Source organism: Dactylosporangium sp. NBC_01737 (assembly GCF_035963215.1).
GTDB lineage: Bacteria > Actinomycetota > Actinomycetes > Mycobacteriales > Micromonosporaceae > Dactylosporangium.
Genome location: NZ_CP109153.1, coordinates 6486141 through 6509410, shown reverse-complemented (window position 1 = coordinate 6509410; position 23270 = coordinate 6486141). Strand labels below are relative to the sequence as shown.

25 protein-coding genes and 1 pseudogene are annotated in these 23270 nt (G+C 72.4%); 20 read left to right on the top strand and 6 right to left on the bottom strand.

Features of this window, described 5'->3' with window-relative positions:
* The first annotated feature begins 45 nt into the window (after window positions 1-45).
* Entirely contained in the window at window positions 46-546 is a 501-nt protein-coding gene (locus tag OHA72_RS29385) for a GNAT family N-acetyltransferase (RefSeq protein ID WP_327011022.1), read from the top strand.
* Window positions 547-565: 19 nt separating this feature from the next.
* Here OHA72_RS29385 and OHA72_RS64925 read toward each other — a convergent pair.
* Window positions 566-628: pseudogene (locus OHA72_RS64925) on the bottom strand (hypothetical protein); the annotation flags it as partial.
* Window positions 629-684: 56 nt separating this feature from the next.
* Here OHA72_RS64925 and OHA72_RS29380 point away from each other — a divergent pair.
* On the top strand, window positions 685-1047 hold the full coding sequence (locus OHA72_RS29380) for a YybH family protein (protein ID WP_327011021.1): 363 nt from the start codon (window positions 685-687) through the stop codon (window positions 1045-1047).
* Window positions 1048-1057: 10 nt separating this feature from the next.
* On the opposite strand, the gene OHA72_RS29375 is transcribed toward OHA72_RS29380, so the two are convergent.
* Entirely contained in the window at window positions 1058-1684 is a 627-nt protein-coding gene (locus tag OHA72_RS29375) for a hypothetical protein (protein WP_327011020.1), read from the bottom strand.
* A 174-nt stretch (window positions 1685-1858) separates the two neighbouring features.
* Between OHA72_RS29375 and OHA72_RS29370 the strand changes: the two genes are divergently transcribed.
* From OHA72_RS29370 to OHA72_RS29360, 3 genes are read left to right on the top strand one after another with little or no spacing between them, the layout of a single operon-like run.
* Complete coding sequence (locus tag OHA72_RS29370; RefSeq protein ID WP_327011019.1) at window positions 1859-3163, top strand: DUF2252 domain-containing protein; 1305 nt, start codon at window positions 1859-1861, stop codon at window positions 3161-3163.
* A gap of 10 nt (window positions 3164-3173) precedes the next feature.
* Window positions 3174-3773 (top strand): MBL fold metallo-hydrolase, encoded by a 600-nt coding sequence (locus OHA72_RS29365; RefSeq protein WP_327011018.1) that lies wholly within the window; start codon window positions 3174-3176, stop codon window positions 3771-3773.
* Window positions 3774-3780: 7 nt separating this feature from the next.
* The gene (locus tag OHA72_RS29360) at window positions 3781-4128 is read left to right on the top strand and encodes a hypothetical protein (RefSeq protein ID WP_327011017.1); all 348 of its coding nucleotides are present in this window, start codon (window positions 3781-3783) and stop codon (window positions 4126-4128) included.
* 10 nt (window positions 4129-4138) lie between these two features.
* On the opposite strand, the gene OHA72_RS29355 is transcribed toward OHA72_RS29360, so the two are convergent.
* Entirely contained in the window at window positions 4139-4696 is a 558-nt protein-coding gene (locus tag OHA72_RS29355) for an orotate phosphoribosyltransferase (RefSeq protein ID WP_442788691.1), read from the bottom strand.
* 104 nt (window positions 4697-4800) lie between these two features.
* Here OHA72_RS29355 and OHA72_RS29350 point away from each other — a divergent pair, with 104 nt between their 5' ends.
* On the top strand, window positions 4801-5151 hold the full coding sequence (locus OHA72_RS29350) for a PLD nuclease N-terminal domain-containing protein (RefSeq protein WP_442788751.1): 351 nt from the start codon (window positions 4801-4803) through the stop codon (window positions 5149-5151).
* An 85-nt stretch (window positions 5152-5236) separates the two neighbouring features.
* Here OHA72_RS29350 and OHA72_RS29345 read toward each other — a convergent pair whose 3' ends face one another.
* Window positions 5237-6157 carry a phosphotransferase family protein gene (locus OHA72_RS29345; RefSeq protein ID WP_327011015.1) on the bottom strand — a complete coding sequence of 307 codons (921 nt, stop codon included), beginning with the start codon at window positions 6155-6157 and terminating at the stop codon, window positions 5237-5239.
* Between the two features lie 101 nt (window positions 6158-6258).
* On the opposite strand from OHA72_RS29345, the gene OHA72_RS29340 reads away from it, so the two are divergent.
* The 12 genes from OHA72_RS29340 (at window position 6259) to OHA72_RS29285 (ending at window position 14993) form a co-directional block, all read left to right on the top strand.
* A complete protein-coding gene (locus tag OHA72_RS29340; RefSeq protein WP_327011014.1) occupies window positions 6259-6870 on the top strand; it encodes a cardiolipin synthase ClsA in 612 nt (203 codons plus the stop codon).
* Entirely contained in the window at window positions 6867-7724 is an 858-nt protein-coding gene (locus OHA72_RS29335; protein ID WP_327011013.1) for a DUF881 domain-containing protein, read from the top strand. Before OHA72_RS29340 ends, OHA72_RS29335 begins: the two co-directional genes overlap by 4 nt.
* Window positions 7721-8053 (top strand): small basic family protein, encoded by a 333-nt coding sequence (locus OHA72_RS29330; RefSeq protein ID WP_203846448.1) that lies wholly within the window; start codon window positions 7721-7723, stop codon window positions 8051-8053. Before OHA72_RS29335 ends, OHA72_RS29330 begins: the two co-directional genes overlap by 4 nt.
* A complete protein-coding gene (locus OHA72_RS29325; protein ID WP_327011012.1) occupies window positions 8050-9375 on the top strand; it encodes a DUF881 domain-containing protein in 1326 nt (441 codons plus the stop codon). The genes OHA72_RS29330 and OHA72_RS29325 overlap by 4 nt, the downstream gene beginning before the upstream one ends.
* Before the next feature lie 15 nt (window positions 9376-9390).
* Window positions 9391-9774, top strand: a complete 384-nt coding sequence (gene gcvH / locus OHA72_RS29320) for a glycine cleavage system protein GcvH (protein ID WP_327011011.1) — start codon at window positions 9391-9393, stop codon at window positions 9772-9774.
* A 253-nt stretch (window positions 9775-10027) separates the two neighbouring features.
* On the top strand, window positions 10028-10468 hold the full coding sequence (gene odhI, locus OHA72_RS29315; RefSeq protein ID WP_033358822.1) for an oxoglutarate dehydrogenase inhibitor Odhl: 441 nt from the start codon (window positions 10028-10030) through the stop codon (window positions 10466-10468).
* A gap of 100 nt (window positions 10469-10568) precedes the next feature.
* Window positions 10569-11219 (top strand): transcriptional regulator FtsR, encoded by a 651-nt coding sequence (gene ftsR, locus OHA72_RS29310; RefSeq protein ID WP_327011010.1) that lies wholly within the window; start codon window positions 10569-10571, stop codon window positions 11217-11219.
* A 161-nt stretch (window positions 11220-11380) separates the two neighbouring features.
* On the top strand, window positions 11381-11845 hold the full coding sequence (locus OHA72_RS29305) for a bifunctional nuclease family protein (protein ID WP_033358824.1): 465 nt from the start codon (window positions 11381-11383) through the stop codon (window positions 11843-11845).
* Between the two features lie 161 nt (window positions 11846-12006).
* Entirely contained in the window at window positions 12007-12597 is a 591-nt protein-coding gene (locus OHA72_RS29300) for a MerR family transcriptional regulator (RefSeq protein ID WP_327011009.1), read from the top strand.
* 191 nt (window positions 12598-12788) lie between these two features.
* A complete protein-coding gene (locus OHA72_RS29295; RefSeq protein WP_327011008.1) occupies window positions 12789-13736 on the top strand; it encodes a GlxA family transcriptional regulator in 948 nt (315 codons plus the stop codon).
* The gene (locus OHA72_RS29290) at window positions 13727-14365 is read left to right on the top strand and encodes a DJ-1/PfpI family protein (RefSeq protein WP_327011007.1); all 639 of its coding nucleotides are present in this window, start codon (window positions 13727-13729) and stop codon (window positions 14363-14365) included. The genes OHA72_RS29295 and OHA72_RS29290 overlap by 10 nt, the downstream gene beginning before the upstream one ends.
* Window positions 14366-14375: 10 nt before the next feature.
* The gene (locus OHA72_RS29285; RefSeq protein WP_327011006.1) at window positions 14376-14993 is read left to right on the top strand and encodes a DUF2461 domain-containing protein; all 618 of its coding nucleotides are present in this window, start codon (window positions 14376-14378) and stop codon (window positions 14991-14993) included.
* Between the two features lie 27 nt (window positions 14994-15020).
* Here OHA72_RS29285 and OHA72_RS29280 read toward each other — a convergent pair whose 3' ends face one another.
* The gene (locus OHA72_RS29280; RefSeq protein ID WP_327011005.1) at window positions 15021-16493 is read right to left on the bottom strand and encodes a glycosyltransferase family 4 protein; all 1473 of its coding nucleotides are present in this window, start codon (window positions 16491-16493) and stop codon (window positions 15021-15023) included.
* A 37-nt stretch (window positions 16494-16530) separates the two neighbouring features.
* On the bottom strand, window positions 16531-18672 hold the full coding sequence (locus OHA72_RS29275; protein WP_327011004.1) for an amylo-alpha-1,6-glucosidase: 2142 nt from the start codon (window positions 18670-18672) through the stop codon (window positions 16531-16533).
* A 242-nt stretch (window positions 18673-18914) separates the two neighbouring features.
* Between OHA72_RS29275 and glgX the strand changes: the two genes are divergently transcribed.
* Both glgX and treY read left to right on the top strand, forming a co-directional pair.
* A complete protein-coding gene (gene glgX / locus OHA72_RS29270) occupies window positions 18915-21020 on the top strand; it encodes a glycogen debranching protein GlgX (RefSeq protein WP_327011003.1) in 2106 nt (701 codons plus the stop codon).
* 4 nt (window positions 21021-21024) lie between these two features.
* Window positions 21025-23268 (top strand): malto-oligosyltrehalose synthase, encoded by a 2244-nt coding sequence (gene treY, locus OHA72_RS29265; protein ID WP_327011002.1) that lies wholly within the window; start codon window positions 21025-21027, stop codon window positions 23266-23268.
* The last annotated feature ends 2 nt before the right edge of the window (window positions 23269-23270 follow it).

Here is a 23270-nt window from a genome sequence, read left to right as displayed (position 1 = left end):
ACCAATTCGGTCGCTGCCCCGCGCCCGCGGCGGCAGACTGCGCCGATGACGACGGTGCACATCCGGGTGGCCGGGGATCGGGAACACCTCGACGAGGCCGCCACCATCTGGGCCGAGGCCACCGCGGCCCGCGACGGCGAGGCAGAGGTCGCTCCGCTGAGCCTCGCCCGCCCGCTCATCCAGCGGGTGATCGAGCGTTCACCAAGGTCGCTGCTGGTCGTCGCGCTCGACGCGAGCGATCGGGTCGTGGGCTTCGCGGCGGTCGAGCCCGTGTCCGCGGACGGGTCGACGGCCGAGGTCCGCTACCTGGCGGTGCGGCCCGGCAGCTGGGGCGGCGGCGTCGGCCGGCAGCTGATGCTGGCCCTGCCGGGCGTCCTCGCCGCCGCCGGGTTCACCCACGGCGAGCTGGACGTCTACCTGGACAATCCCCGGGCGGTCAACCTGTACGAGGAGCTCGGCTGGATCCCGTCCGGCGACGCCGCACCGCACCCGCGCACCGGCCGCCTCGAACAGCGCTACCGGCTCGGCCTCGCACCGCACCGCTGAGCACGGCACCGCTGAGCACGGCACCGCTGAGCACGGCACCGCTGAGCACGGCACCGCACACCGCGGTGGGATCGCTGCGCATCGTCGTGTTCGCCCGGTCGCGACGCGGCGGAAACGTGGAAGGAGTAGGAAGGTGGGATGACGGATCTGGAGGCTGTGACCGACTGGGTTTCGGGCTACGTGCGGGCGTGGAGCAGCAACGATCCCGCCGAGATCGGGGATCTCTTCGCGGAGGACGCGGCGTATTACCCGGCACCGTTCGAGGAGCCCTGGCGGGGACGGGCGACGATCGTGCAGCAGTGGCTGGCGCGGCGGGACAAGCCGGGCGAGACGACGTTCACGTGGCATCCGGTGACGGTCGGGCCGGAGCTCAGCATCATCCAGGGCGTGACCACGTATCCCACCAGGATCTACAGCAACCTGTGGCTGATCCGGCTCGACACGGTGGGGCAGTGCAGGCAGTTCACCGAGTGGTGGATGCAGCAGCCGCCCCCCTCCTGAGCCCCGGGGGTCACACCAGCTCGGGCAGCGGCACCGGCCGCAGGCGGCGCCAGACGACGGTCGTGTAGCCGACCAGCAGCGCCGTGGTCAGGATGTGCGTGGCGGAGAAGGCGATCGCGTTCTGGTTGACGGCCCGCACGGCGGCCCAGTCGGCGGGGTCCGAGTGCCCGGCCAGGAGCGCGAACACCAGCGTCGGCACGAGGGCGACGCGCCACACCAGGATCGTCCAGTGGCGCAGGACGGTGCGCCGGTCGAAGCCGAGCCGGGTGGCGACGGCCCCGATCATCAGCAACCAGAGCAGGAACAGCGTGAGGTAGACCCACAGCCCGTCACGGGCGAGCGGACCGGTGGCCGAGGTGAGACGCAGCGCGTCGGCGACCTCGGTGCGCGACAGCGTGGCCACGTCGTCGATGACGGCGTCGGCGCGCCGCAGCGCCCAGATGTTCATGGCCTGCAGGGCGACGTGCGCGACGCCGAGCGCGGCGAACCCTGCGGTGAGGACCTGCCACAGCGGCGACGGGCCGCCCGCGGCCACGATCGCCTCGACCGCGGCGGCGTCCGGGACCCCGCCGTGGGTGGCGCACAGCGCATCGGCGCCGGAGGCGTAGCCGGGCTGGCCGCAGCGGACGCACGGCATCGACACGACGGTCACAAGATCGGCAGCGTAGAGCAGGCTGACCCGGCCGGCTGACCGCCGAACGGTCCGAAACGGCGACCCTGACAGCCAGGCGCCCGCCGGCCGGCGCACGCCGCCTGTCGTGATTGCGCCAATGTGCGGTCGCGGACGCCCACGTGTGCATACGGTTGATCAATGGTTGACTCCCAGCAGCGGGCCGATCAGCTGGTCGACGTGCTCGTCACCGAGTTCGGCGAGCTGATGGCCCAGGACCCCGCCGCGTTCCGCCGCAAGTTCCGCAAGATGGCCGCCACGCCGTTCGCGTTCTACCGGGGCAGCGCCTGCGTCTACTACGCCGACCTCAACGGCGTCGCCGACCCGTTCCTCGACGAGCGCACCTCCGGCGTGTGGATCCACGGCGACCTGCACGCCGAGAACTTCGGCACGTATCTCAACTCCGAGGGCATCCTCGTGTTCAACGTCAACGACTTCGACGAGGCGTACGTCGGGCCGTTCATCTGGGACCTGAAGCGCTTCGCGGCGAGCATCGCGCTCATCGGCTACGCGAAGGCGCTGTCCGACACCGTCATCGGTGACCTGGTCGCCGGCTACGCCCGCACGTACGTGGCGGAGCTGCGCGCGATCGCCGCCGGCGGCGAGGAGGCCATCGGGTCGCTGACCCTGGACACCACCGACGGCGTGCTGCGCGACGTGCTGCAGCGGGCCCGGCTCAACACCCGCGTCGGCCTGCTCGACGAGCAGACCGTGATCGAGGACTACGACCGCCGCTTCGCGATGAGCGACGGCGTGTACCTCGTCGACGCGCCGACCCGCGCCGAGGTCGAGGCCGCGTTCGACGCGTACCTGCCGACGCTGCCGTCGTGGGACGGGACCCGCACCGAGCGGTACACCATCAAGGACGTGGTGATGCGCAAGGGCGTCGGCATCGGCTCGGCCGGCCTGCCGTCCTACAACGTGCTCCTCGAAGGCCACACCCAGGCCCTGGAGAACGACGTCATCATCTACATGAAGCAGGGCCAGACCCCTGCCGTGTCGCGCTGGATCACCGACCCGAAGGTGAAGGCGTACTTCAAGCACCAAGGCCACCGCACCAGCGAGTCGCAGCGGGCCCTCCAGGCGCACGCCGACGCGTGGGCCGGCTACACGCAACTGCGCGGCGTCGGTCAGGTCGTCGCAGAGGTGTCACCGTACGCGGCGGACCTGGACTGGAGCGACGTCAACGAGCTCGCCGACCTCACCAGCGTCGTGGAGTACCTCGGCCGCGCGACCGCCCGGATGCACTCGGTGGCCGACGACGAGTCCACCCACGACCTCGTCGACTTCTCCACCGAGGAGGCGATCGTCGCCGCGATCTCCCGGGACGAGGAAGGGTTCGCCGCCTCGCTCGTCGACTTCGCCCACTCCTACGGCGCCCGCGCCCGCGCCGACCACCAGATCTTCGTCGACCTGTTCCGCAACGGGAAGTTCCCAGGTCTCTAAGCTTGGACGTATGGCGCGTATCGAACGACTGGTGACCTCGGGGACGTTCTCGCTGGACGGCGAGACGTTCGACGTCGACAACAACGTCTGGATCGTCGGCGACGACGCCGAAGCCGTCGTCATCGACGCCGCCCACGACGCCGCCGCGATCCTGCACGCCCTCGGCTCCCGCCACCTGCTCGCGATCATCTGCACCCACGGCCACGACGACCACATCGACGCCGCCCCGGAGGTGGCGCTGCGCACCGGCGCGCCGATCCTGCTGCACCCCGAGGACCTGCCGCTGTGGCACATGCGCCACCCCGACCTGGAGCCGTCCGCGTCCCTCGCCGACGGCCAGGTCATCAGCGTCGCCGGCACCGACCTGACCGTCCTGCACACCCCCGGCCACAGCCCCGGCGCCGTCTGCCTGTCCGCCCCGGCCCTCGGCGTCGTCTTCACCGGCGACACCCTCTTCCAGGGCGGCCCAGGCGCCACCGGCCGCTCGTACTCGGACAAGCCGACGATCCTCGAGTCGATCCGCACCCGCCTGCTGACCCTCCCCCGCGACACCGTCGTGCACACCGGCCACGGCACCGACACCACCATCGCCGCCGAATCCACGATCTAGCCGGCCGGTGAAGATCGCCGACGCCTGGCACGTGGCCGTCGACTGGGTCCAGCGGCACGCCCGCGGCCGCGACGGTCATGTCGGCGCGTATCTCATCGGCTCGACCGCCGGGCGGCCCGGCGACGCCGAACTCGATGCCGGGTCGGACGTGGACGCGGCCCACGCGCGCTGCCACGTCATCCTCGGCGACGACGCACCCGCCGCAACGCGGGAGGCGTTCGCGGCGCTGCCGGCCGACCTCGGCATCCACACGGCCGCGGACCTGCTTGAGCGGGCCGCGGCCGCCGGGGAGCACCTTGCGACCGTGTGGGCCGCCGCCGAGGACATCATGTCGCGGCACCCGGGGATCGTCTGACCGGTCCCGGTCAGGCGGCGTCGAGCTGCGCGCGGGTCAGCAGCGCGTGCAGGGTGATGCCGTCCGCGGCGAGGGCCTCCGCGCCGCCCTCCTGGCGGTCGATGACGCACACCGCGTGCTCGACGACGGCGCCGGCCGACCGCAGTTCGGCGGCGGAGACGGCGATCTGGCCGCCGGAGGTGACGACGTCCTCGACCAGCAGGACCCGGCGGCCGGTGAGGTCGGCGCCCTCGGCGAGGCGGCGGGTGCCGTACGGCTTCGCGGCCTTGCGGACGAACGCGCACGGCAGGCCCGCGTGCCGGGCGAGCGCGACGACGACGGCGATGCCGCCCATCTCCAGGCCGGCGAGGACCTCGGTGCCGGGCGGGACCAGCGGGGTGAGGCCGGCGCCGACCGCGTCGAGCAGGACCGGGTCGGCCTCGAACTGGTACTTGTCGAAGTACTCGGTCGCGGTCCGGCCGGAACGCAGCACGAACGTGCCGCTCAGACGGCAGCGGGCGGCAATGGACGAGGCAAGGGACGAGGCAAGGGACGCGGCAGGGGACGCGGCAGGGGTCACGGGTTCCACGGACGGGGATCGTCCCATCGACGGGGACAGACAAGGACGGCGGGGGCTGTCATCATTTCCGCGTGATTCGCCTCTATGGACTGCTGTTCCTCGTCGACCTGGTGATGTTGGTCGTCGCGCTGATCGACTGCCTGTCCTCCGACGAGGACCGGGTGCGCAACCTGCCGAAGGTCGCGTGGGTGTTCATCATCCTGCTGTTCTCCCCGATCGGGTGGATCGCCTGGTACGTCGCCGGGCGCCCGCAGGCGGTGCGTGCCGGCGGGACGTGGCGGCCCGGCAGCGGCTTCCCCGAGCGGGAGCGGCCGCGTGCCATGGCACCGGACGACGACCCCGCGTTCCTGCGCGAGATCGCCCGGACGCGCCGCGACGACGAAGAGATGTTCAGCAAGTGGGAGGCCGACCTGCGCCGCCGCGAGGAGGAGTTGCGCCGGCGCGAGGAGGACCGCCCCGAGTAGTCAGGCGGGGCGCGGCAGGTCGCCGACGCCGGTGATGCGCGCCGGCGACCTGCGGGCCACCGCGGTCAGTGCCGCGCCGCGGCGGCTACGACAGGCCGGCGTCCAGGCGGGCGCGCAGCCACGGCAGCATCACGTCGGCCTGGTCCTGCTGGAAGCGGCGCAGGGTCGGCAGGCCCGGCGGGTCGGGCTCGCGGGCCCGGTCGGTGAAGAACGCCGCCAGCCCCGCGACCACCGCCGTCACGTCCGCGGGGTCGGGCTCGAACACGTCGAGGACCGAGTCGGAGATCTCACCGCCGTACAACCGGATGTTGAGCAGCAGCGAGAGCGTGTCGAACCAGGGCGCGCCCACGGCCGCGGCCGGCCAGTCGACGACCATGACCGAACCGTCCGGCCGGATGAGCAGGTTGTCCGCGCGGATGTCGACATGGACGAGGCGGTCCCCCGCGAGGGCCTCCGCGCCGCGGTCGGCGAGCTCGACGAGCAGGTCCAGGTTGGACGCCGCCCACGGATCGAGCGACACCGGCGGGTCCGCCGCCAGCCGCCGCCACCCGGCGAAGTTCCCGGCCAGCAGCGACGGCAGCGTCGGCAGCCCGGACACCGGGACCGCGAGACGCTGCAGCGCGTCGAGGACGGCCGTCACCTCGTCGTCCTGCCACGGTACGTGGGGCTGCCGGCCCTCCACGTCGGCGAACACCAGCGCCACCCACGTGCCGTCGTCGTGGAACCCGAGCAGCCGCGGGGCGGGCACGTCGGCGGGCAGCGCCGCGGTGACCCGGGCCTCGGTGCGGTGCAGCTCCACGCTGTGCTCGTTCTGCGCGGCGCTGACCGCCTTCACGAACGCCCGCGAGCCGTCGGCCAGCCGGACCCTGTCCGCGGTGCCGGGCGAGAACCCGCCGACCTGCGACACCGCCTCCACCACCGGCCCGCCGAGGATGGCGGCGACCGCCGCGTGAACCGACTCCGGCAGGTCGTCCCAGCCGATGCGTACCCCGGAAGCCTGCGCCATCGCACGATCCTCGCACTGTGCGCCGTGCCTGCGCGAGGACACGATCGTGAGCTGCTAGCATTCCGGGCGTCGTACAGCTGATCGGGGAAAGCGGGCGGACGGTGGACCGCGACGAAGGCACGCAGCGTCAGGGCCTCGGCCCGGTGCTCACCGTGCCGAACCTGATCAGTTTCACCCGCCTGCTGGGCGTGCCGCTCTTCCTGTATCTCTTCCTCGCCACCGACGCCACCGGCTGGGCGGTCGTCGTGCTCGTCGTCGGCGGGCTCAGCGACTGGGTCGACGGCTTCGCCGCCCGCCGCCTCAAGCAGGTCAGCCGCCTCGGCGAGCTGCTGGACCCCCTCGCCGACCGTCTGTACATCCTGGCGACCCTGTTCGCGCTGACGTTCAAGGACGTCGTGCCGTGGTGGTTCACCATCGCGCTGCTGGCCCGCGAAGCGGTCATGATCCTGTGCCTGGTCGTCCTGCGCGTCCTCGGCCACGGCCCGCCGCCGGTGCACTACGTCGGCAAGACCGCCACCGCGGTGCTGCTCATGGGCTTCCCCATGATGCTCCTGGCGAAGTTCAGCGACGCGGCCCGCTGGTGGGCGCTGCCGAGCGGCTGGGCCCTGCTGTGGTGGGGCATCGTCCTGTACTGGGTCGCCGCCGTCTTCTACTTCATCCAGGCCGCGATCCACGTACGGGCCGGCCGGCTGCAAGCCTCCGACGCCTCGTGACCTTCGCTCGCCGCGACGACCTGCTCGGCGACCTGTTCCGCACGCCGCTGGACCCCGGTTACGCGCAGGCCGCCGCCCGCCGCGCCCGGACCGGTGCGCCGCCGCCACGGTGGGGGCGGGCCGCCCGCGCGGTCACCCTGGCCGCCGTCGGTTTCCTGCTGGCAGTGGCGTACCACCAGGCGGTGGCCGAGGCGCCTTCGGCGAGCCGGGCCCGCGACGACCTGGTGGCCGACGTCCGCTCCCGGCAACGCACCGCCGAGGACCTGCAACGCCAGGTCGATGCGCTGCGCACCCAGGTCGACCAGGCCCGCGACGACGCCCTCGCCGACGCGTCCGGCGCCGCGTCGCTGCGGGGGCTCGCCGCCCGTACCGGCACCGGCAGGGTCACCGGCGACGGCGTCGTGGTCCGCGTCGTGGATGCCCCGCCGCAGGTCGACCCGGTCACCGGCAAGACCGAGGAGGAGAACCTCGGCATCGTGCTGGACCGCGACCTGCAGGACGTCGCCAACGGCCTGTTCCAGGAGGGCGCCGAGGCCATCGCCGTCAACGGCCAGCGCCTCACCGCCACCAGCACGATCCGCGCCGCCGGCGGGGTGATCCTCGTCGACTTCAAGCCCGTGACCAGCCCCTACGAGGTCGCCGCCATCGGCCCGCCCGGCCTCGCCGACAGCTTCTCCTCCTCCGCCACCGCGAAACGCTTCCGCCGGTACGTGGAGAACTACCGCATGCAGTTCGGCGTGAAGGCCCGCAAAGGCCTCGTCCTGGCCGCCGCCCCCGAACCACCGCTGCGCTACGCCCACCCGCCGTCGCCCTCACCCTCGGCGACGGCCTCACCCTCTGGAGGTCGCCGGTGATCGCGGTGATCGCACTCGCCATCGGGGTCGCGGCGGGGATCTTCCTCGAGCCGACCGTGCCGCTGGGCCTGCAGCCGTACCTGCCCATCGCCGTCGTGGCCGCCCTCGACGCCGTGTTCGGCGGCGTCCGGGCCAAGCTCGACGGCATCTTCGACGACAAGCAGTTCGTCATCTCGTTCGTGTCGAACGTGCTGGTCGCCGCGCTCATCGTGTACCTGGGCGACCAGCTCGGCGTCGGCGGCCAGCTCTCCACCGGCGTCGTGGTCGTCCTGGGCGTGCGCATCTTCGGCAATGCCGCCGCCATCCGCCGACACCTCTTCCGCGCGTGACCGCCACCCCTGCCCCGGACGACAGCGGCGGCGTGGACGGCACGGCAGCAGCGGGCCCGGCCCCAGACGGAGACGGCACGGCAGCAGCGGGCCCGGCCCCGGACGCGGACGGCACGGCGGCCGCGGGCCCGACACCGGACGCGGACGGCACGGCTCCCCGTCGGCGCCGTCCCTCTCCCCGCGCCGCCCCTCTTTCAGGCGACATTTCCGAAATGTCCGGCAAGGTTGGGGCCGCTGGCGAGGCGGGAGCGCCGCGCGAGTCGGCCGCCGTCGAGGCGCTCACCACCGAGGCGACAGCCTCGGGCGAACCGCCCACCACCGAGGCGACAGGCTCGGGCGAACCGGCCACCACCGAGGCGAGAGAGTCAGGCGAACCGGCCACCAGCAAGGCGAAAGGTTCGGGTGAAGCACCCGTCACCGAGGCGGGAGGGTCGGGCGAGCCGGCCACCGGCAAGGCGGGAGGCTCGGGTGAGCCACCCGCCACCGTGGCCGGAGAGTCGGGTGAAACGGCCACCAGCGAGGTGGAAAAGTCGGGTGAGCCGGCCGCGGACGATGCCCCCGTCGGTGGTGACACGGCCGGCGACACCACAGGCGGCGAACCCGACGGCGACGCTCCCCCGGCACGGGCGGGGAAGCGGGGCGGGACGGGGGTCGTCATCGCGTTGCTGGTGGCGTTGCTCGGGTTTGCGATCTCGGTGCAGTTCAAGGCGAGCAACTCCGACGCCGAGCTCGCCTCCGCGCGGCCCGAGGATCTGGTGCGCATCCTGTCGGACCTCGACGCGCAGCAGGACCGGCTGCGGCGGGAGATCAGCGATCTGGAGGACACCCGGCGGCAGCTCGACTCCGGGGCGCAGGGGCGGGACGCCGCGCTGGCCGAGGCCCGGAAACGCGCCGACGAGCTGGGCATTCTGGCCGGGACGTTGCCGGCGGAGGGGCCGGGGCTGTCCATCGAGATCACGCCCGGCACGGAGAAGGTGAAGGCGGAGGTGATCCTCGACGCGGTCGAGGAGCTGCGGGGCGCCGGGGCCGAGGCGATGCAGATCAACGGGCACGACGGCGGCACGGTGCGGATCGTGGCGGCCACGTACTTCGCCGACGGGGACAACGATCGGCTGGTGGTCGCGGGGCTGAGTCTGGCCGCACCGTATACGATCATGGTCATCGGCGGACCGGACACCATGCGCACCGCGTTGAACATCCCTGGAGGGGTGGTGGACAGCGTGCGACAGCACGGCGGTACGGTCTTGGTGCGCGAAGCGGATCCCGTGCGCGTGACCGCGTTGCACACTGCCGGTGAGTTGAAGTATGCAAAGCCCGCCTGACAAAGAAGGACCGACGTGATTCCCGAGGATCTGCGCTACACGGCGGAGCACGAGTGGCTCGCACCGGCCGACGCCGGCGCCTTCAAGGTCGGCATCACCGATTTCGCCCAGGAGGCACTGGGCGACATCGTGTTCGTGCAGCTGCCCGAGGTCGGCGCGACCGTGAAGGCGGGCGACTCGTTCGGCGAGGTCGAGTCCACCAAGAGCGTGTCGGAGATCTACGCGCCGGTGTCGGGTGAGGTCGTCGCGGTCAACTCGGCGCTGGACGCCACGCCCGAGGTGCTCAACTCCGACCCGTATGGCGCGGGCTGGCTCGTCGAGCTCAAGGCCGACGACCCGGCGGCGGTCGAGGCGCTGCTCGACGCCGCTGCGTATCGGGAGCTGACCGAGAACAGCTGAACAGAAATCAGCTGGCCGGAAATCAGCTGACCGGCAGCGGCTGACCGCGAATCGGCCGGCTGAGCACGGCAAGCGGAAACGCGACGAGCACCAGAAGACAAAGTCCGACGACCCTCGACAGGAATTACGGCAATACGCTGCCGCGCGTCTGGTTGACCCATGATTTCGGGCGTGACTAGGCTCGCTCAGTCAACCGTATGCATCGGCCTGTCGCATCGGAGGACACCGCAGAAGTCGACCGTGAGGTGGTTCCATGACGCGCCCAGACGACGAGTTCCCCCCGCTCGACGTCACGTCCACGCTCAACCTTGGCGCCATTGAGGATGCCATCGCCGGGCCGGACGACGACGTGGTTCCCACCCGCGTGTCGGGATCGCTCCCGCCGGGCACGGCGCTGCTGGCCGTGCGCCGCGGCCCCAACGCCGGCGCGCGCTTCCTGCTCGACCACGACGTGACGACCAGCGGCCGTCACCCCGACAGTGACATCTTCCTCGACGACGTCACGGTGTCTCGTCGCCACGCCGAGTTCCACCGCGAAGGTGGCACGTTCACGGTCCGCGACGTGGGCAGTCTCAACGGCACCTATGTCAACCGCGAGCGGGTCGAGGCCGCGACCCTCAGCAACGGCGACGAGGTCCAGATCGGCAAGTTCCGCCTCGTGTTCGTGGCAGGACCGCGCCCCGACGAGAGCTGAGGCGATGACGGGGGCGTCGGCAGCCGCCTGGGACACACCGCAGGACCGCGACGGAGCCAACCGTGGCGGTCCTCAGAGCGCTGCCCGGGGCGAGCGCCTGATGAGCATCGGCGAAGTGCTCGCACAGCTGCGTGCCGACTTCCCCGACGTGACCATCTCCAAGCTGCGGTTCCTGGAGACCGAGGGTCTCGTGGAGCCACGGCGGACGCCGGCCGGGTATCGCAAGTACACCTGGACCGACATCTCGCGGCTGCGCTACGTGCTGACCGCCCAGCGCGACCAGTATCTGCCGCTGCGCGTGATCCGCGAGCATCTCGCCGCGATGGGCGATCCGCTGACCGACGTGTCGCAGTCCTCCGTGCCCGCCGAGGCGCCGGCCGAGGTACGGCTCAACCGCGACGAGCTGCTCGACAAGGCCGGCCTGAGCGACGCCACGCTGCGCGCGCTGGAGGAGCACGGGCTGCTGCGGCCCCGCCCGGGCGGTGGCTACGACGCCGACGCCCTGGAGGTCGCCACGGCGGCGGCGCGGCTGGCCGAGTTCGGGGTCGAGCCACGCCACCTGCGCGCCTACCGGGCCGCAGCGGACCGCGAGATCGGTCTGTTCAGTCAGCTGGTGACGCCGATGACCCGGCAGAGCGGCCCGGCGTCGCGGGCGCGGGCCGCCGACACGGTCCACGAGCTGGCCGCGCTGACCCAGCGGGTGCACGCCGCGCTGGTACGTGCCGGTCTGCGGGAGATCCTGGGGAAATGACCGCCCGCGCGACCGCCCGGGCCGGGCTGGAAACCCTCCCAGACACCCTCGACCGGAGCGATCTTCGCCACTGAGCGCACTTGAGCGGTGGCGCGAGTGGCACGACCGCCCCTCCGCCCGTGTACCGTGCAGGGAGTGGCAAGTCGACACGGAGGCGGGCAGTGCGAGAGCTGAATGTGGTCGGTGTTCGCGTGGAGCTGCCTACCAATCAGCCCATCGTGTTGCTCAAGGAGGTCGACGGCGACCGCTACCTGCCGATCTGGATCGGTGCGGTGGAGGCGACCGCGATCGCCTATGAGCAGCAGGGGGTCAAGCCGGCTCGCCCGCTCACCCATGACCTGATGCGCGACATGCTGGCGGCGCTCAAGGCCCCGCTCAAGGCGGTCGAGATCGTCGAGATGCGGGACAACATCTTCTACGCCGAGCTGGTCATCGGCGACAACGTGCGGGTCTCCGCCCGGCCGAGTGACTCGATCGCGCTGGCGTTGCGCGTCGGCGCGCCGATCCGCTGCGCGGACCAGGTGCTCACCGAGGCCGCGATCGTCATCCCGGACGAGCAGGAGGACGAGGTGGAGAAGTTCCGCGAGTTCCTCGAGCAGGTCCGCCCGGAGGATTTCGCCGGGTAGGTCCGCCCACCGCGATCACGCCCCATATCGGGACAAACGGTCACAGTGGCGACGCGCGGAAAATTCGGCGCACCGACACGCGGCGTGTCGCGGCGTTACCTCCCCGCTGACCCTCAAGGTGCGCTATAGGGTTGCGGGTGTTGACGCTGGAGGTGGGTGCAATGCAACAGCCGCCCGATCCCGGGATACCCGGTCATGCTGCTGACACCGTTTCGGTGAGTGCTTTCGTCAATTCCGACGACGTCGGTTACCGCGGTCCGACCGCCTGCCACGCCGCCGGGATCAGCTACCGCCAGCTCGACTACTGGGCCCGCACGGGCCTGGTCGTGCCGAGCGTGCGCGACGCGGCGGGCTCCGGCAGCCAGCGGCTCTACTCGTTCCGCGACATCGTCGTGCTGAAGGTGGTCAAGCGCCTCCTGGACGCCGGGGTGTCGCTGCAGAACATCCGCAAGGCGATCGAGACGCTGCGCTCCCGCGGTGTCGCCGATCTGGCCGGCATCACCCTGATCTCCGACGGGACCACCGTCTACGAGTGCCGCTCCCCCGAAGAGGTCGTCGACCTGCTCCAGGGCGGCCAGGGCGTGTTCGGCATCGCCATCTCCGGCGCGTTCAAGGAGATCGAGGGCACGCTGTCGCACCTGCCTGCCGAGGCGGCCACCCCCGCCGAGGAGGTCCCGGCGTCCGCCGACGACTTCGCCGCGACCGGTGGCGACGAGCTCGCGATGCGCAGGGCCCGCCGCCGCGCCGGCTGACCCCACCAGCACCCCAGCGCACCACAGACCGCACGCCGGTCGACCACCCCGGTCGACCGGCGTTTCCGTGCCCGGCCCGTGGCACGAAGACGCTCCCGGCCCCATGGCAGGAAGACGTGCCCCGCCCATGGCAGGAAAGGTGGGATACGCGTCGTTGCGGACACCGGCGGGCCGCGGCGAGGATCGGACGCATGGCAGCGCAGCGGGTCCTCGTCGCCCTCTACGACGGGGTGCAGAGCCTCGACGTCACGGGACCCGTCGAGGTGTTCGCCGGTGCCGCACTGGCCAGGCCCGGGTCGTACACCATCCACACCGGCAGCATCGGCGGGCTTGCGGTCCGCACCTCCAGCGGGCTGCGCCTGCTCCCCGACGTCGACCTGACCGGTGAAGGCCCGCCCGACCTGCTGATCGTCCCGGGCGGCGCCGGCACCCGCGCGAGCGACCCGCGCCTGGTCGACTGGCTGCGCGCCGGCGCGCCGGGCGCCCGGCGGGTCGCGTCGGTGTGCACCGGCGCGTTCCTGCTCGCCGAGGCCGGCCTCCTCGACGGGCGGCGCGCCACGACCCACTGGCGGCACACCCGCACGCTCGCCCGCCGCTTCCCGCTGGTCACGGTCGACACCGAGCCGATCTTCGTCCGCGACGGCGAGGTGTGGACGTCGGCGGGTGTCACCGCCGGCATCGACCTGGCGCTCGCCGTCGTCGAGGAGGATCACGGCCGCGACGTCGCCCTGGAGATCGCCCGGCACCTGGTGATGTTCGTCCGGCGGCCCGGCGGGCAGCGGCAGTTCAGCGCGCAGCTGGAGGCGCAGGTCGCGAGCCGGGACCCGCTGCGGGAGATCCAGCGGCACATCGCCGAGCACCCGTCCGGCGACCTCACCGTCGACGCTCTCGCCCGGCTCGCCAACCTGTCGCCGCGGCAGTTCAGCCGGGCGTTCGCGGCCGAGGTCGGCACCCCGCCGGGCCGCTACGTCGACCGGGTCCGCCTGGAGACCGCCCGCCGGCACCTCGAGGAGGGCGCATTCGTCGAGGAGGCCGCCCGCGCCTGCGGCTACGGCACCAGCGAGGCCATGCGCCGCGCGTTCGTCCGGACCCTCGGTGTCACCCCGACCGACTACAAGGAGCGTTTCTCATGCAGATGATCTTCGTGGTGTACGAGGGGATGACCGCGCTGGACGCGATCGGCCCGTACGAGATCCTCTCCCGCCTCCCCGGTGCCCGCGTCACGTTCGCCGGTGTGACGGCGGGCCCGGTCCGCACCGACACCGGCGCGCTGACCCTCGTCGCCGACCGGGCGCTCGCCGACTGCGCCGCCCCGGACCTCGTCCTCGTCCCCGGCGGCCCCGACATCCGCGCGCAGACCTCGGACACGGCCCTGCACGACTGGCTGCGCGCCATCGACCCCGGCACCACCTGGACGACGTCGGTGTGCACCGGGTCGCTCATCCTCGCCGCCGCGGGCCTGCTGCGCGGCCGGACCGCCACGTCGCACTGGCTCGCCCTGGACCGGCTCACCGCGTACGACGTCACCCCCGTGGCCGAGCGCGTCGTGCAGGACGGCAAGTACGTCACCGGCGCCGGCGTCTCGGCCGGCATCGACCTGGCGCTCACCCTCGCCGCCGCCGTCGCCGGCCCCGCCGTCGCCCAGTCGATCCAGCTCGCCACCGAGTACGACCCGCGCCCCCCGTTCACGGCCGGCTCCCCGTCCTCGGCGCCGCCGGCCCTGGTGTCACACCTGCGCGCCAACGCCCATCTCGTGCTGTCCACGTAGACTGCGGGGCGTGGCGTTCCGTGGCTGGCCCGCCGAGGCCCTCGACTTCTACGACGGCCTCGAGGCGGACAACTCCAAGACGTACTGGACGGCGCACAAGGCTGTCTACGACGACATGGTCCGCGCGCCGATGGCGGAGCTGCTCGCCGAGCTCGAACCGGAGTTCGGCCCGGCGAAGATCTTCCGCCCGTATCGCGACGTCCGCTTCAGCGCGGACAAGTCCCCGTACAAGACCTCGTGCGCGGCGTCCTTCGAACGCGGCGGCTACATCCAGCTGACCGCCGCCGGTCTCGCGGCCGGCGCCGGCGCGTACATGATGGACTCCCCGCGCCTGGCGAAGTTCCGCCAGGCGGTCGCGGACGACTCCAGCGGCGTGCCACTGGAGTCGATCGTCGCCGACCTCGAGGCGCGGGGCACGTCGGTGACGTCGCACGAGCAGCTGAAGTCCGTCCCGCGGGGCTTCCCGCGCGAGCATCCCCGCGCGGACCTGCTGCGGCACAAGGGGCTGATCGCCTGGCACCAGTTCGAGCTGCGCCCGTGGCTGGGCACCGCGAAGGCGAAGACGCACGTGGTGACGTTCCTGCGCTCATGCGCGCCGCTGCAGGAGTGGCTGGCGATCCACACCTGAGCGGCACGCCATGAGCGGGTGCTGGGATCAGCGGCGTTCCACGGCGGCCATGACGACGTCGAACGGGGCTGCGGCGGCGCGGGCGGCCTCCGCACGGTCGGCGGCCTCACGCTCGGCGGCGTCCAGCCAGAGTGCGCCCTCGGTGCGGATCGCCTCGCGGGCCGCGGACGCGCCGGCCTGCCAGGCGGCCTCCTCGGCGGCGGCGCGGACCAGCAGCGCCGGGCGTTCGCCGACGGGGACGGTCGGTGGGTCGGCGAGCAGGTTGCCGGGCGGGACGAAGACGACGGGCATGCCGTTGCCCAGCAGCGTGGCCTGGCGCCGGGCCTCGAACGCGGGTGCGGTGGCGACCGCGTCGGCGTAGACGGCGGCGGTGCGGCGCGCGGTCGCCTGCCACGAGTGGCGGTCGCGGACCATCTGCCGGGCCTTCGACGCGAGGTTCTGCGCGAACATCGGGTCCTGCAGCAGCGCGTTGACGGCGTCGGCGAGGCCGTCGGGCTCGCCGACCGGGAAGCGGACGCCGGTGACGCCGTGCTCCACGATGGAGGCGAGGCCGCCGGTGGACGCGACGACCAGGGCGGCACCCGACGCGGCGGCCTCCAGGGCGACGGTGCCGGTCGCCTCGTATCGGCTGGGCATGACGAACGCATCGGCGGCGGCGAGGACCGCGGCGAGGGTGCGCTGGTCGAGGTGGCCGGGGAAGCTGACGGCGCGGTGCAGCTTGCGCTTGCGGGCCTCCTCGATGAGGGCGGCCCGGTAGTCGCCGTCACCGGCGACGACGGCGCGGGTGCCCGGGTGCCGGTCACGGATGGCGGGGAGGGCCTCGAGGAGGTCCTGGACGCCCTTCTCGGCGATGAGCCGGCCCGCGTAGACGAGCAGCGGGCCTTCGCCGGCGAAACGGAGCCGGGCGGCGAGGACCTCGCGGGCGGTGGCGGTCCACATGTCGGGGTCGATGCCGTTGGGCACGACGTCGACGCGCTCGGCGGGGACGTCGAAGAGGTGCTGGACCTCCCAGCCCAGGTAGGCGGTCGGGACGATCACCCGGCAGGCCTCGGAGCCGAGCCACCACTCGACGGAGTGCACGCTGCGGCTGGCCTCGCCGGGGAGGTAGCCCTGGTGCCGGCCGGCCTCGGTGGCCTGCATCGAGGCGACGAACGGCAGGCCGAGCGCCTCCTTGAGGGTGACCGCGGCATGGGTGACGAGCCAGTCGTGGGCGTGGATGACGTCGTAGCCCTCGGCGGGCATGGTGCGCTTGGCGGCCTCGGCCAGGAGGTGGTTGACGGCCATGGTCTGGCCGAGTGCACCGCCGGACACGGCGCCGGTCAGCGGCTCCGCCCGCACGACCCGGACACCGTCGACGACGGCAACGGCGGCCGCGGCAGCGTCATGGCGGGTCACGACGGTGACCGCGTGGCCCGCGGCGACCAGGGCTGCGGACAGGGCGGCGATGCGCCCTCGGGGAGCATCATCAGTCGACGGACGTTGGAATTCCCAGGCGATCATCAATACGCGCATAGCGGATACCTCTCGTCGCCGACTGTCACCGTAGCGCGTTCCGGCGCTTGCGCGGAGCAGCTTCGCGGGCCAATTTCATCTTTCCGGTCTTCCCGGAAGATGCGGTTTGCAACTTGTGGTTCTCCCTGATCACGGCTCTCGCGTGGAGCACGGCGGCGACCGAGCGGGCGGAGAACGGGGCGCCCGTCGGGCAGTGAGGGGCGTCACCCTCCGCGATTTCGCTGACGGAGCCGAGACCGCACTCGCCCAGGTGCGCCTCGACGGCGGTGAGCACCCCGTCGACCGGCAGGCGGGCGGCGATGCGCGCCTCGACGTACGGGGCGAGCCACCACACCCACACGGTCCCCTGGTGATACGCGGTGTCCCTGGGGATCACCCCACCCCGGTGGCCGCCGTGGTAGCCGTACTCGGTCGGGGCGAGGCTGCGCAGCCCCAGCGAGGTGAGCAGGGCCGAGCCGACCGCCTGCAGGACCCGCGAGCACAGGTGCGTCTCGTCGGCGCCCGGCGCGTACGGCAGGCTGAACGCGAGGAGCTGGTTGGGCCGCAGCACCGCGTCGTCGTGGATGCTGCCGCCGCCCTTCGGGTAGGCGGCCGGTCGGGCGTCCACCACGTCGAAGAGCCAGCCGTCGGGCGCCCGGAAGCGCTTGACCACCTGCGCCTTCACCGCGTCGCGGCGGGCGTGCACGACGGAGGCGTCGCGGCCGCAGCGCTCCCGCAGCGCGCCGACGGCGCCGAGGGCGTTGGCCCACAGGGCGTTGAGCTCGACGGGTTTGCCGTCGCGGGGGGTGACGGGTCCGCGCGGCAGGCGGGCGTTCATCCAGGTCAGGCCGGACTCGTCGGCGTCGATGAGCAGCAGGCCGTCGGCGGGGTCGACGCGCACGCCGTCGCTGGTGCCCTTGGTGTACGCGGCGATCACCCCCTCCAGCACCGGCAGCAGCTCCGCGGCGAGGGCGTCGTCGCCGGTCCGGGCGACGTGCCGCTCGGCGGCGTGCACGAACCACAGCGGCCCGTCCGCGTCACCGAGGGAGGCGCCGTCCGAGGCGGCGGCACGCATCCGGTCGGGCAGGTCGCTGTGCGCCCGCAGCAGCCGCGCGCCCTCCTCGACCCGCCCGGTGGCCAGGAACAGCCCCTCGTACGCGGTCATGGTGTCGCGCAGGTAGCTGCCGAACCACGGATACCCGGCCACGACGCCCGGGGTCCCGTCCGGCGAGGTGACGATGAACGTGTCGGCGGCGAGGACCAGGGCCTTGTCGACGGCGTCGCGGGCGCCCGCGCCGGCCGCGGTCCGCAGCAGCTTCCGGGCCCGGCGGCGGGCGTCGGCGACGACGACGGTGGCCGCCGGCGGCGCGACGTCATCAGCAGACGACGCACCGGCAAGCGACGCACCAGCAAACGGCCCGGCGGCAAACGACGCAGCGGCAAGCGACGCGTCAGCAGGCGACGCGTCAGCGGCAAACGACCAGGCGGACACCGACAGGGTCTGGCCCACGGTGAGCGTGGCCTGGAACGTCCCGGCGGCCCACAGGTCCTCGACCGGGTTGAGTCCCCGGGCGGCCTCCTCGCGGGCGTACGCGTCGAGATACCACTCCCCGATCGGCCGGAAGTCCGGCCCGTCGACCCGGTAGGCGTCATCGACGGTGAACCCGCCGCCGGTGAGCGACACGACCGGCTGCGGCGACGTCCGGTCGCGTTCGGCGTCGGCGTGCCGCCACGTGCACAGCGCGGTCAGCGCCAGCTCCACCGACGCCCCGGCGGGCGCGGCGACGAGCCGGTGCACGACGGCGACGCTGTTGCGGCCGTGGGTCATCGCGAGCTCGCGCTCGACGACGACCTCGCCGATGCGCCAGCGCCATCGGGGTACCCCGTCCGCCAGCTCGAAGTGCTCGAGGTGGTGGTGGCCGGACGGGTCGACCGCGCCGGACGCCCACTCGTGCACGGCGAGGCGCACGACGGCACCGCCGGGCAGGGTGAGCACGGGGTCGAGGGCGGCGAGCGCCAGGTGTCGCTGCGGCGTGACGAGCAGGCCGTGGTAGCGGCGTGTGCGGAGACCCGCGACCGTCCCGGTCGCGAATCCGCCGGTCCCGTCGGTGACAAGCCACTCGTGTTCGAACCCTGCTGCCGAGCCGCAGACATGGGGGCCGAAGGTCATGACCGATCCCGGGGGCATGTGCCCAACTATGATCCGAACCCCCTTGTTTGAAACGCGCGCCACGGCGAAAACACGGTGTGATTCGTCCCGGGCCGCTGTCGGAAAGCCGACCGGCCCACCCGCACGATTCATTATTGATGGCAGCGGGCATATGGCAGCCAGCTTCACGCGTACCCGCGCGTGAACTTTCGACGCACGTAACACTGTGGCAACGCGGCCCCGGTTGTACACCGGTGCCAGCCGATAGAGCAGGAGCTGAGATGCAGGTTTGGCCGGGCAACCGGTACCCGTTGGGTGCTACGTACGACGGGCAGGGCACGAACTTCGCGATCTTCTCCGAGGTGGCCTCGAGTGTCGAACTGTGCCTCTTCGACGACAACGACGTCGAGGAGCGCATCAAGCTCGTGGAGGTCGACGCGTTCGTCTGGCACGCCTACCTGCCCGGCGTCGACCCGGGGCAGCGCTACGGTTTCCGCGTGCACGGCGAGTACGACCCGGCGCGGGGGTTGCGGTGCAACCCGCACAAGCTGCTGCTGGACCCGTACGCGAAGGCGATCGACGGCGACATCGCCTGGGACCCGGCCGTCTACGGGTACGACTTCAACGACCCCGAGCAGATGTCCACCGCCGACTCCGCGCCGTTCATGCCGAAGGCCGTCGTGGTCAACCCGTACTTCGACTGGGCCAACGACGCCGCGCCGCGCGTGCCGTACCACCACACGGTGGTGTACGAGGCGCACGTGAAGGGCCTGACGATGCGGCACCCGGAGGTGCCCGAGGAGCTGCGCGGCACGTACGCCGGCATCGCCCACCCGGCCATCATCGAGCACCTGCGCCGGCTCGGCGTCACCGCGCTGGAGCTGCTGCCGGTGCACCACTTCGTGCACGACCAGCGCCTGGTGGAGCTCGGGCTGTCCAACTACTGGGGCTACAACACGATCGGGTTCTTCGCCCCGTACCACGGCTACGCCCGCAGGCACCGCGGCCAGCAGGTCCAGGAGTTCCGCGGCATGGTCAAGGCCCTGCACGCGGCCGGCATCGAGGTCATCCTCGACGTGGTCTACAACCACACCGCCGAAGGCAACCACCTGGGTCCCACGCTCGGCTTCAAGGGCCTGGACAACGGCCACTACTACAAGCTCGAGGACGACGACAACCGCTACTACACCGACTACACGGGCACCGGTAACAGCCTCAACGTGCGCAACCCGCACACCCTGCAGCTGATCATGGACTCGCTGCGGTACTGGGTGACCGAGATGCGCGTCGACGGTTTCCGCTTCGACCTCGCCTCGACCCTGGCCCGCGAGTTCTACGAGGTCGACCGCCTGTCGACGTTCTTCGAGGTCGTGCAGCAGGACCCGGTGGTCAACCAGGTGAAGCTGATCGCCGAGCCGTGGGACGTCGGCCCCGGCGGCTACCAGGTCGGCAACTTCCCGCCGCTGTGGACGGAGTGGAACGGCAAGTTCCGCGACACGGTCCGCGACTTCTGGCGCGGGGAGCCGGCGACGCTGAGCGAGTTCGCGTCGCGCATCTGCGGCTCGGCCGACCTGTACCAGGACGACGGCCGCCGCCCCTTCGCCAGCATCAACTTCGTCACCTGCCACGACGGGTTCACGCTCAACGACCTGGTGTCCTACAACGAGAAGCACAACGCGGCCAACACCGAGGACAACCGCGACGGTGAGAGCCACAACCGGTCGTGGAACTGCGGCGTGGAGGGCCCCACCGACGACCCGGAGATCAACGCGCTGCGGGCCAAGCAGCGGCGCAACTTCCTCACCACGCTGATGCTGTCCCAGGGCGTGCCGATGCTGGGCGCCGGCGACGAGCTGGGCCGCACCCAGGGCGGCAACAACAACGCGTACTGCCAGGACAACGACATCAGCTGGATCGACTGGGACAGCGTCGACGAGCAGCTCCTCGCGTTCACCCGCGGCCTGGCCGCGTTCCGGGAGCGACACCGGGTGTTCCGGCGGCGGCGGTTCTTCACCGGCCGGCCCGTCGCCCGGCAGGAGGGCACGCCGATCCCGGACGTGGCGTGGTTCGCCACCGACGGCCGGCAGATGACCGAGGAGGACTGGGACAACCAGTTCGGCAAGGCCCTCATGCTGTTCGTCAACGGCGAGTCGATCACCGAGCGCGGCTCGCACGGCGAGCGGCACGTCGACGACTCGTTCCTGCTGTGCTTCAACGCGCACTACGAGCCGGTCGACTTCGTCATCCCGCAGCAGGACTACGGCAAGGAGTGGGAGCTGGTGATCGCGACCGCGCCCGGCTCGGCCCGCGGCGGGGTGTCGTACACGGCCGGCGGCACCCTCGTCGTGCCGGACCGTTCCCTCGTCGTGCTCGACCGGACGGTGTGAGCCCGTGGTCGCGAACTTCCCGACCGGCACCTACCGGGTGCAGGTGCGGCCCGGCTTCGACCTCGACGCGACCGCCGGGCTCGCCGGCTACCTGCACGACCTCGGGGTCAGCCACCTGTACTCGGCGCCGCTGCTCACCGCGACGCCCGGCTCCCCGCACGGCTACGACGTCGTCGACCCGACCAGGGTCAACCCGCAGCTCGGCGGCGAGGAGGCACTCAAGCGCCTGGTCGACGCGCTGCGGCAGCAGGGGCTCGGTCTGGTCGTGGACATCGTGCCCAACCACATGGGGCTGTTCCAGCCGGCCGCGAACCCGGCGTGGTGGGACGTGCTCACCCACGGCCGCGGCTCCGCCTACGCGGACTGGTTCGACATCGACTGGGCCGCCGGCCCGATCGTCGTGCCCGTCCTGGGCGCGGCGTCCGACGTCTCCGAACTGTCGGTCCAGGACGGCGAGCTGCGGTACTACGAGCACCGCTTCCCGATCGCGCCGGGCACCGGTGCAGGCAGCCCGCAGGAGGTCCACGACCGGCAGCACTACCGGCTCGTGGACTGGCGGCTCGGCAACGAGCTGCTCAACTACCGCAGGTTCTTCGCGGTGACCGAGCTGGCCGGTGTACGGGTGGAGGACGCGGGCGTCTTCGACGCCACTCACGCCGAGGTGCTGCGGTGGGTCACGGCGGGCGACGTCGACGGCATCAGGGTCGACCACCCCGACGGCCTGCGCGACCCCGACGGCTACCTGCACGCGCTGCGCCAGCGGGCCCCGGACGCGTGGCTGGTGGTGGAGAAGATCCTGGAGCGCGGTGAGCCGCTGCCGCCGCACTGGCCGGTCGACGGCACCACCGGCTACGACGCCCTCGGCGAGGTCTGCGGCCTGTTCGTGGACCCGGCCGGCGAGGCGGCGTTCGGCCTCGACGGCCCGGACTGGGCCGAGGAGGCGCACGAGCAGAAGCTCGGCGTGACCCGGCGGCTGTTCCCGGCGGAGCTGCGCCGCCTCGACGCCCTCGCGCCGGGCTCGCGGGAGACCCTCGCCGAGCTCGCCGCGAACTTCCACGTGTACCGCACGTACCTGCCGTACGGGCGGGCCGACTTCGACGCGGCCGTCGCGGAGACGAAACGGCGCCGCCCCGACCTCGCCGGCACCCTCGACGGCCTGATCCCGCGGCTGAGCGACCCGGCCGACGAGCTGTGCGCCCGGTTCCAGCAGCTCACCGGCGCCGTCATGGCCAAGGGCGTCGAGGACACCGCGATGTACCGCTGGAACCGGTTCATCGCCCTGAACGAGGTCGGCGGCGACCCGTCGCGCTTCGGGGTGGCACCGGAGGAGTTCCACGCCGCGGCGGCCCGCCGGCTGGAGGAGTGGCCGGCGGGGATGACGACCCTGTCGACCCACGACACGAAGCGTGGCGAGGACGTCCGGGCCCGCCTCGCCGTCCTGTCGGAGGCCCCCGACCTGCTCGCGCCGCTGCTCGGCCGGGCCGGCATCCCCGACCCCTCGTTCGAGACGCTGTTCTGGCAGACCGTGCTCGGCGCCTGGCCGCTGAGCGCCGAGCGGCTCCAGGCGTACCTGACGAAGGCGGCCAGGGAGGCGAACCGCTCCACGTCCTGGGACGCGCCCGACGAGGCGTTCGAGGCGACCTTCGCCGCCGCCGTGCACCTGCTCGACGGCGACGCCCGGCTGCGGGCCGACGTGGAGGCGGTGGTGGCCCGGATCCGGCCGTTCGGCTGGTCCAACGCCCTCGGCCAGAAGCTGGTGCAGCTCACCATGCCCGGTGTCCCCGACGTCTACCAGGGCACCGAGCTGTGGGAGGACTCCCTCGTCGACCCCGACAACCGGCGCCCGGTCGACTTCGCCGAGCGCCGAGACCTCCTGGCCGCCCTGGACGCCACGGCCCTCGCCGGTCAGCCCGCGCCGCCGGTCGACGACTCCGGGGTCGCGAAGCTGCTGGTGGTGAGCCGGGCGCTGCGGCTGCGCCGGGACCGCCCGGAGCTGTTCCAGCGCTACCACCCGGTGCCGGTCACCGGCGACACGGCCGGGCACGCGGTCGCGTTCGACCGGGGTGGCGCCCTGACCGTCGCCACCCGGCTGCCGCTGCGCCTGGCCGCCGCCGGCGGCTGGGACTCGCAGGACCTGAAGCTCCCCGGCGGCGCCTGGACCGACGTGCTGACCGGCCGCGCCGTCGACTCGACCCGGGTCGGCGACGTCCTCTCGACGTACCCTGTCGCGCTCTTGGTGAGGGAGTAGCC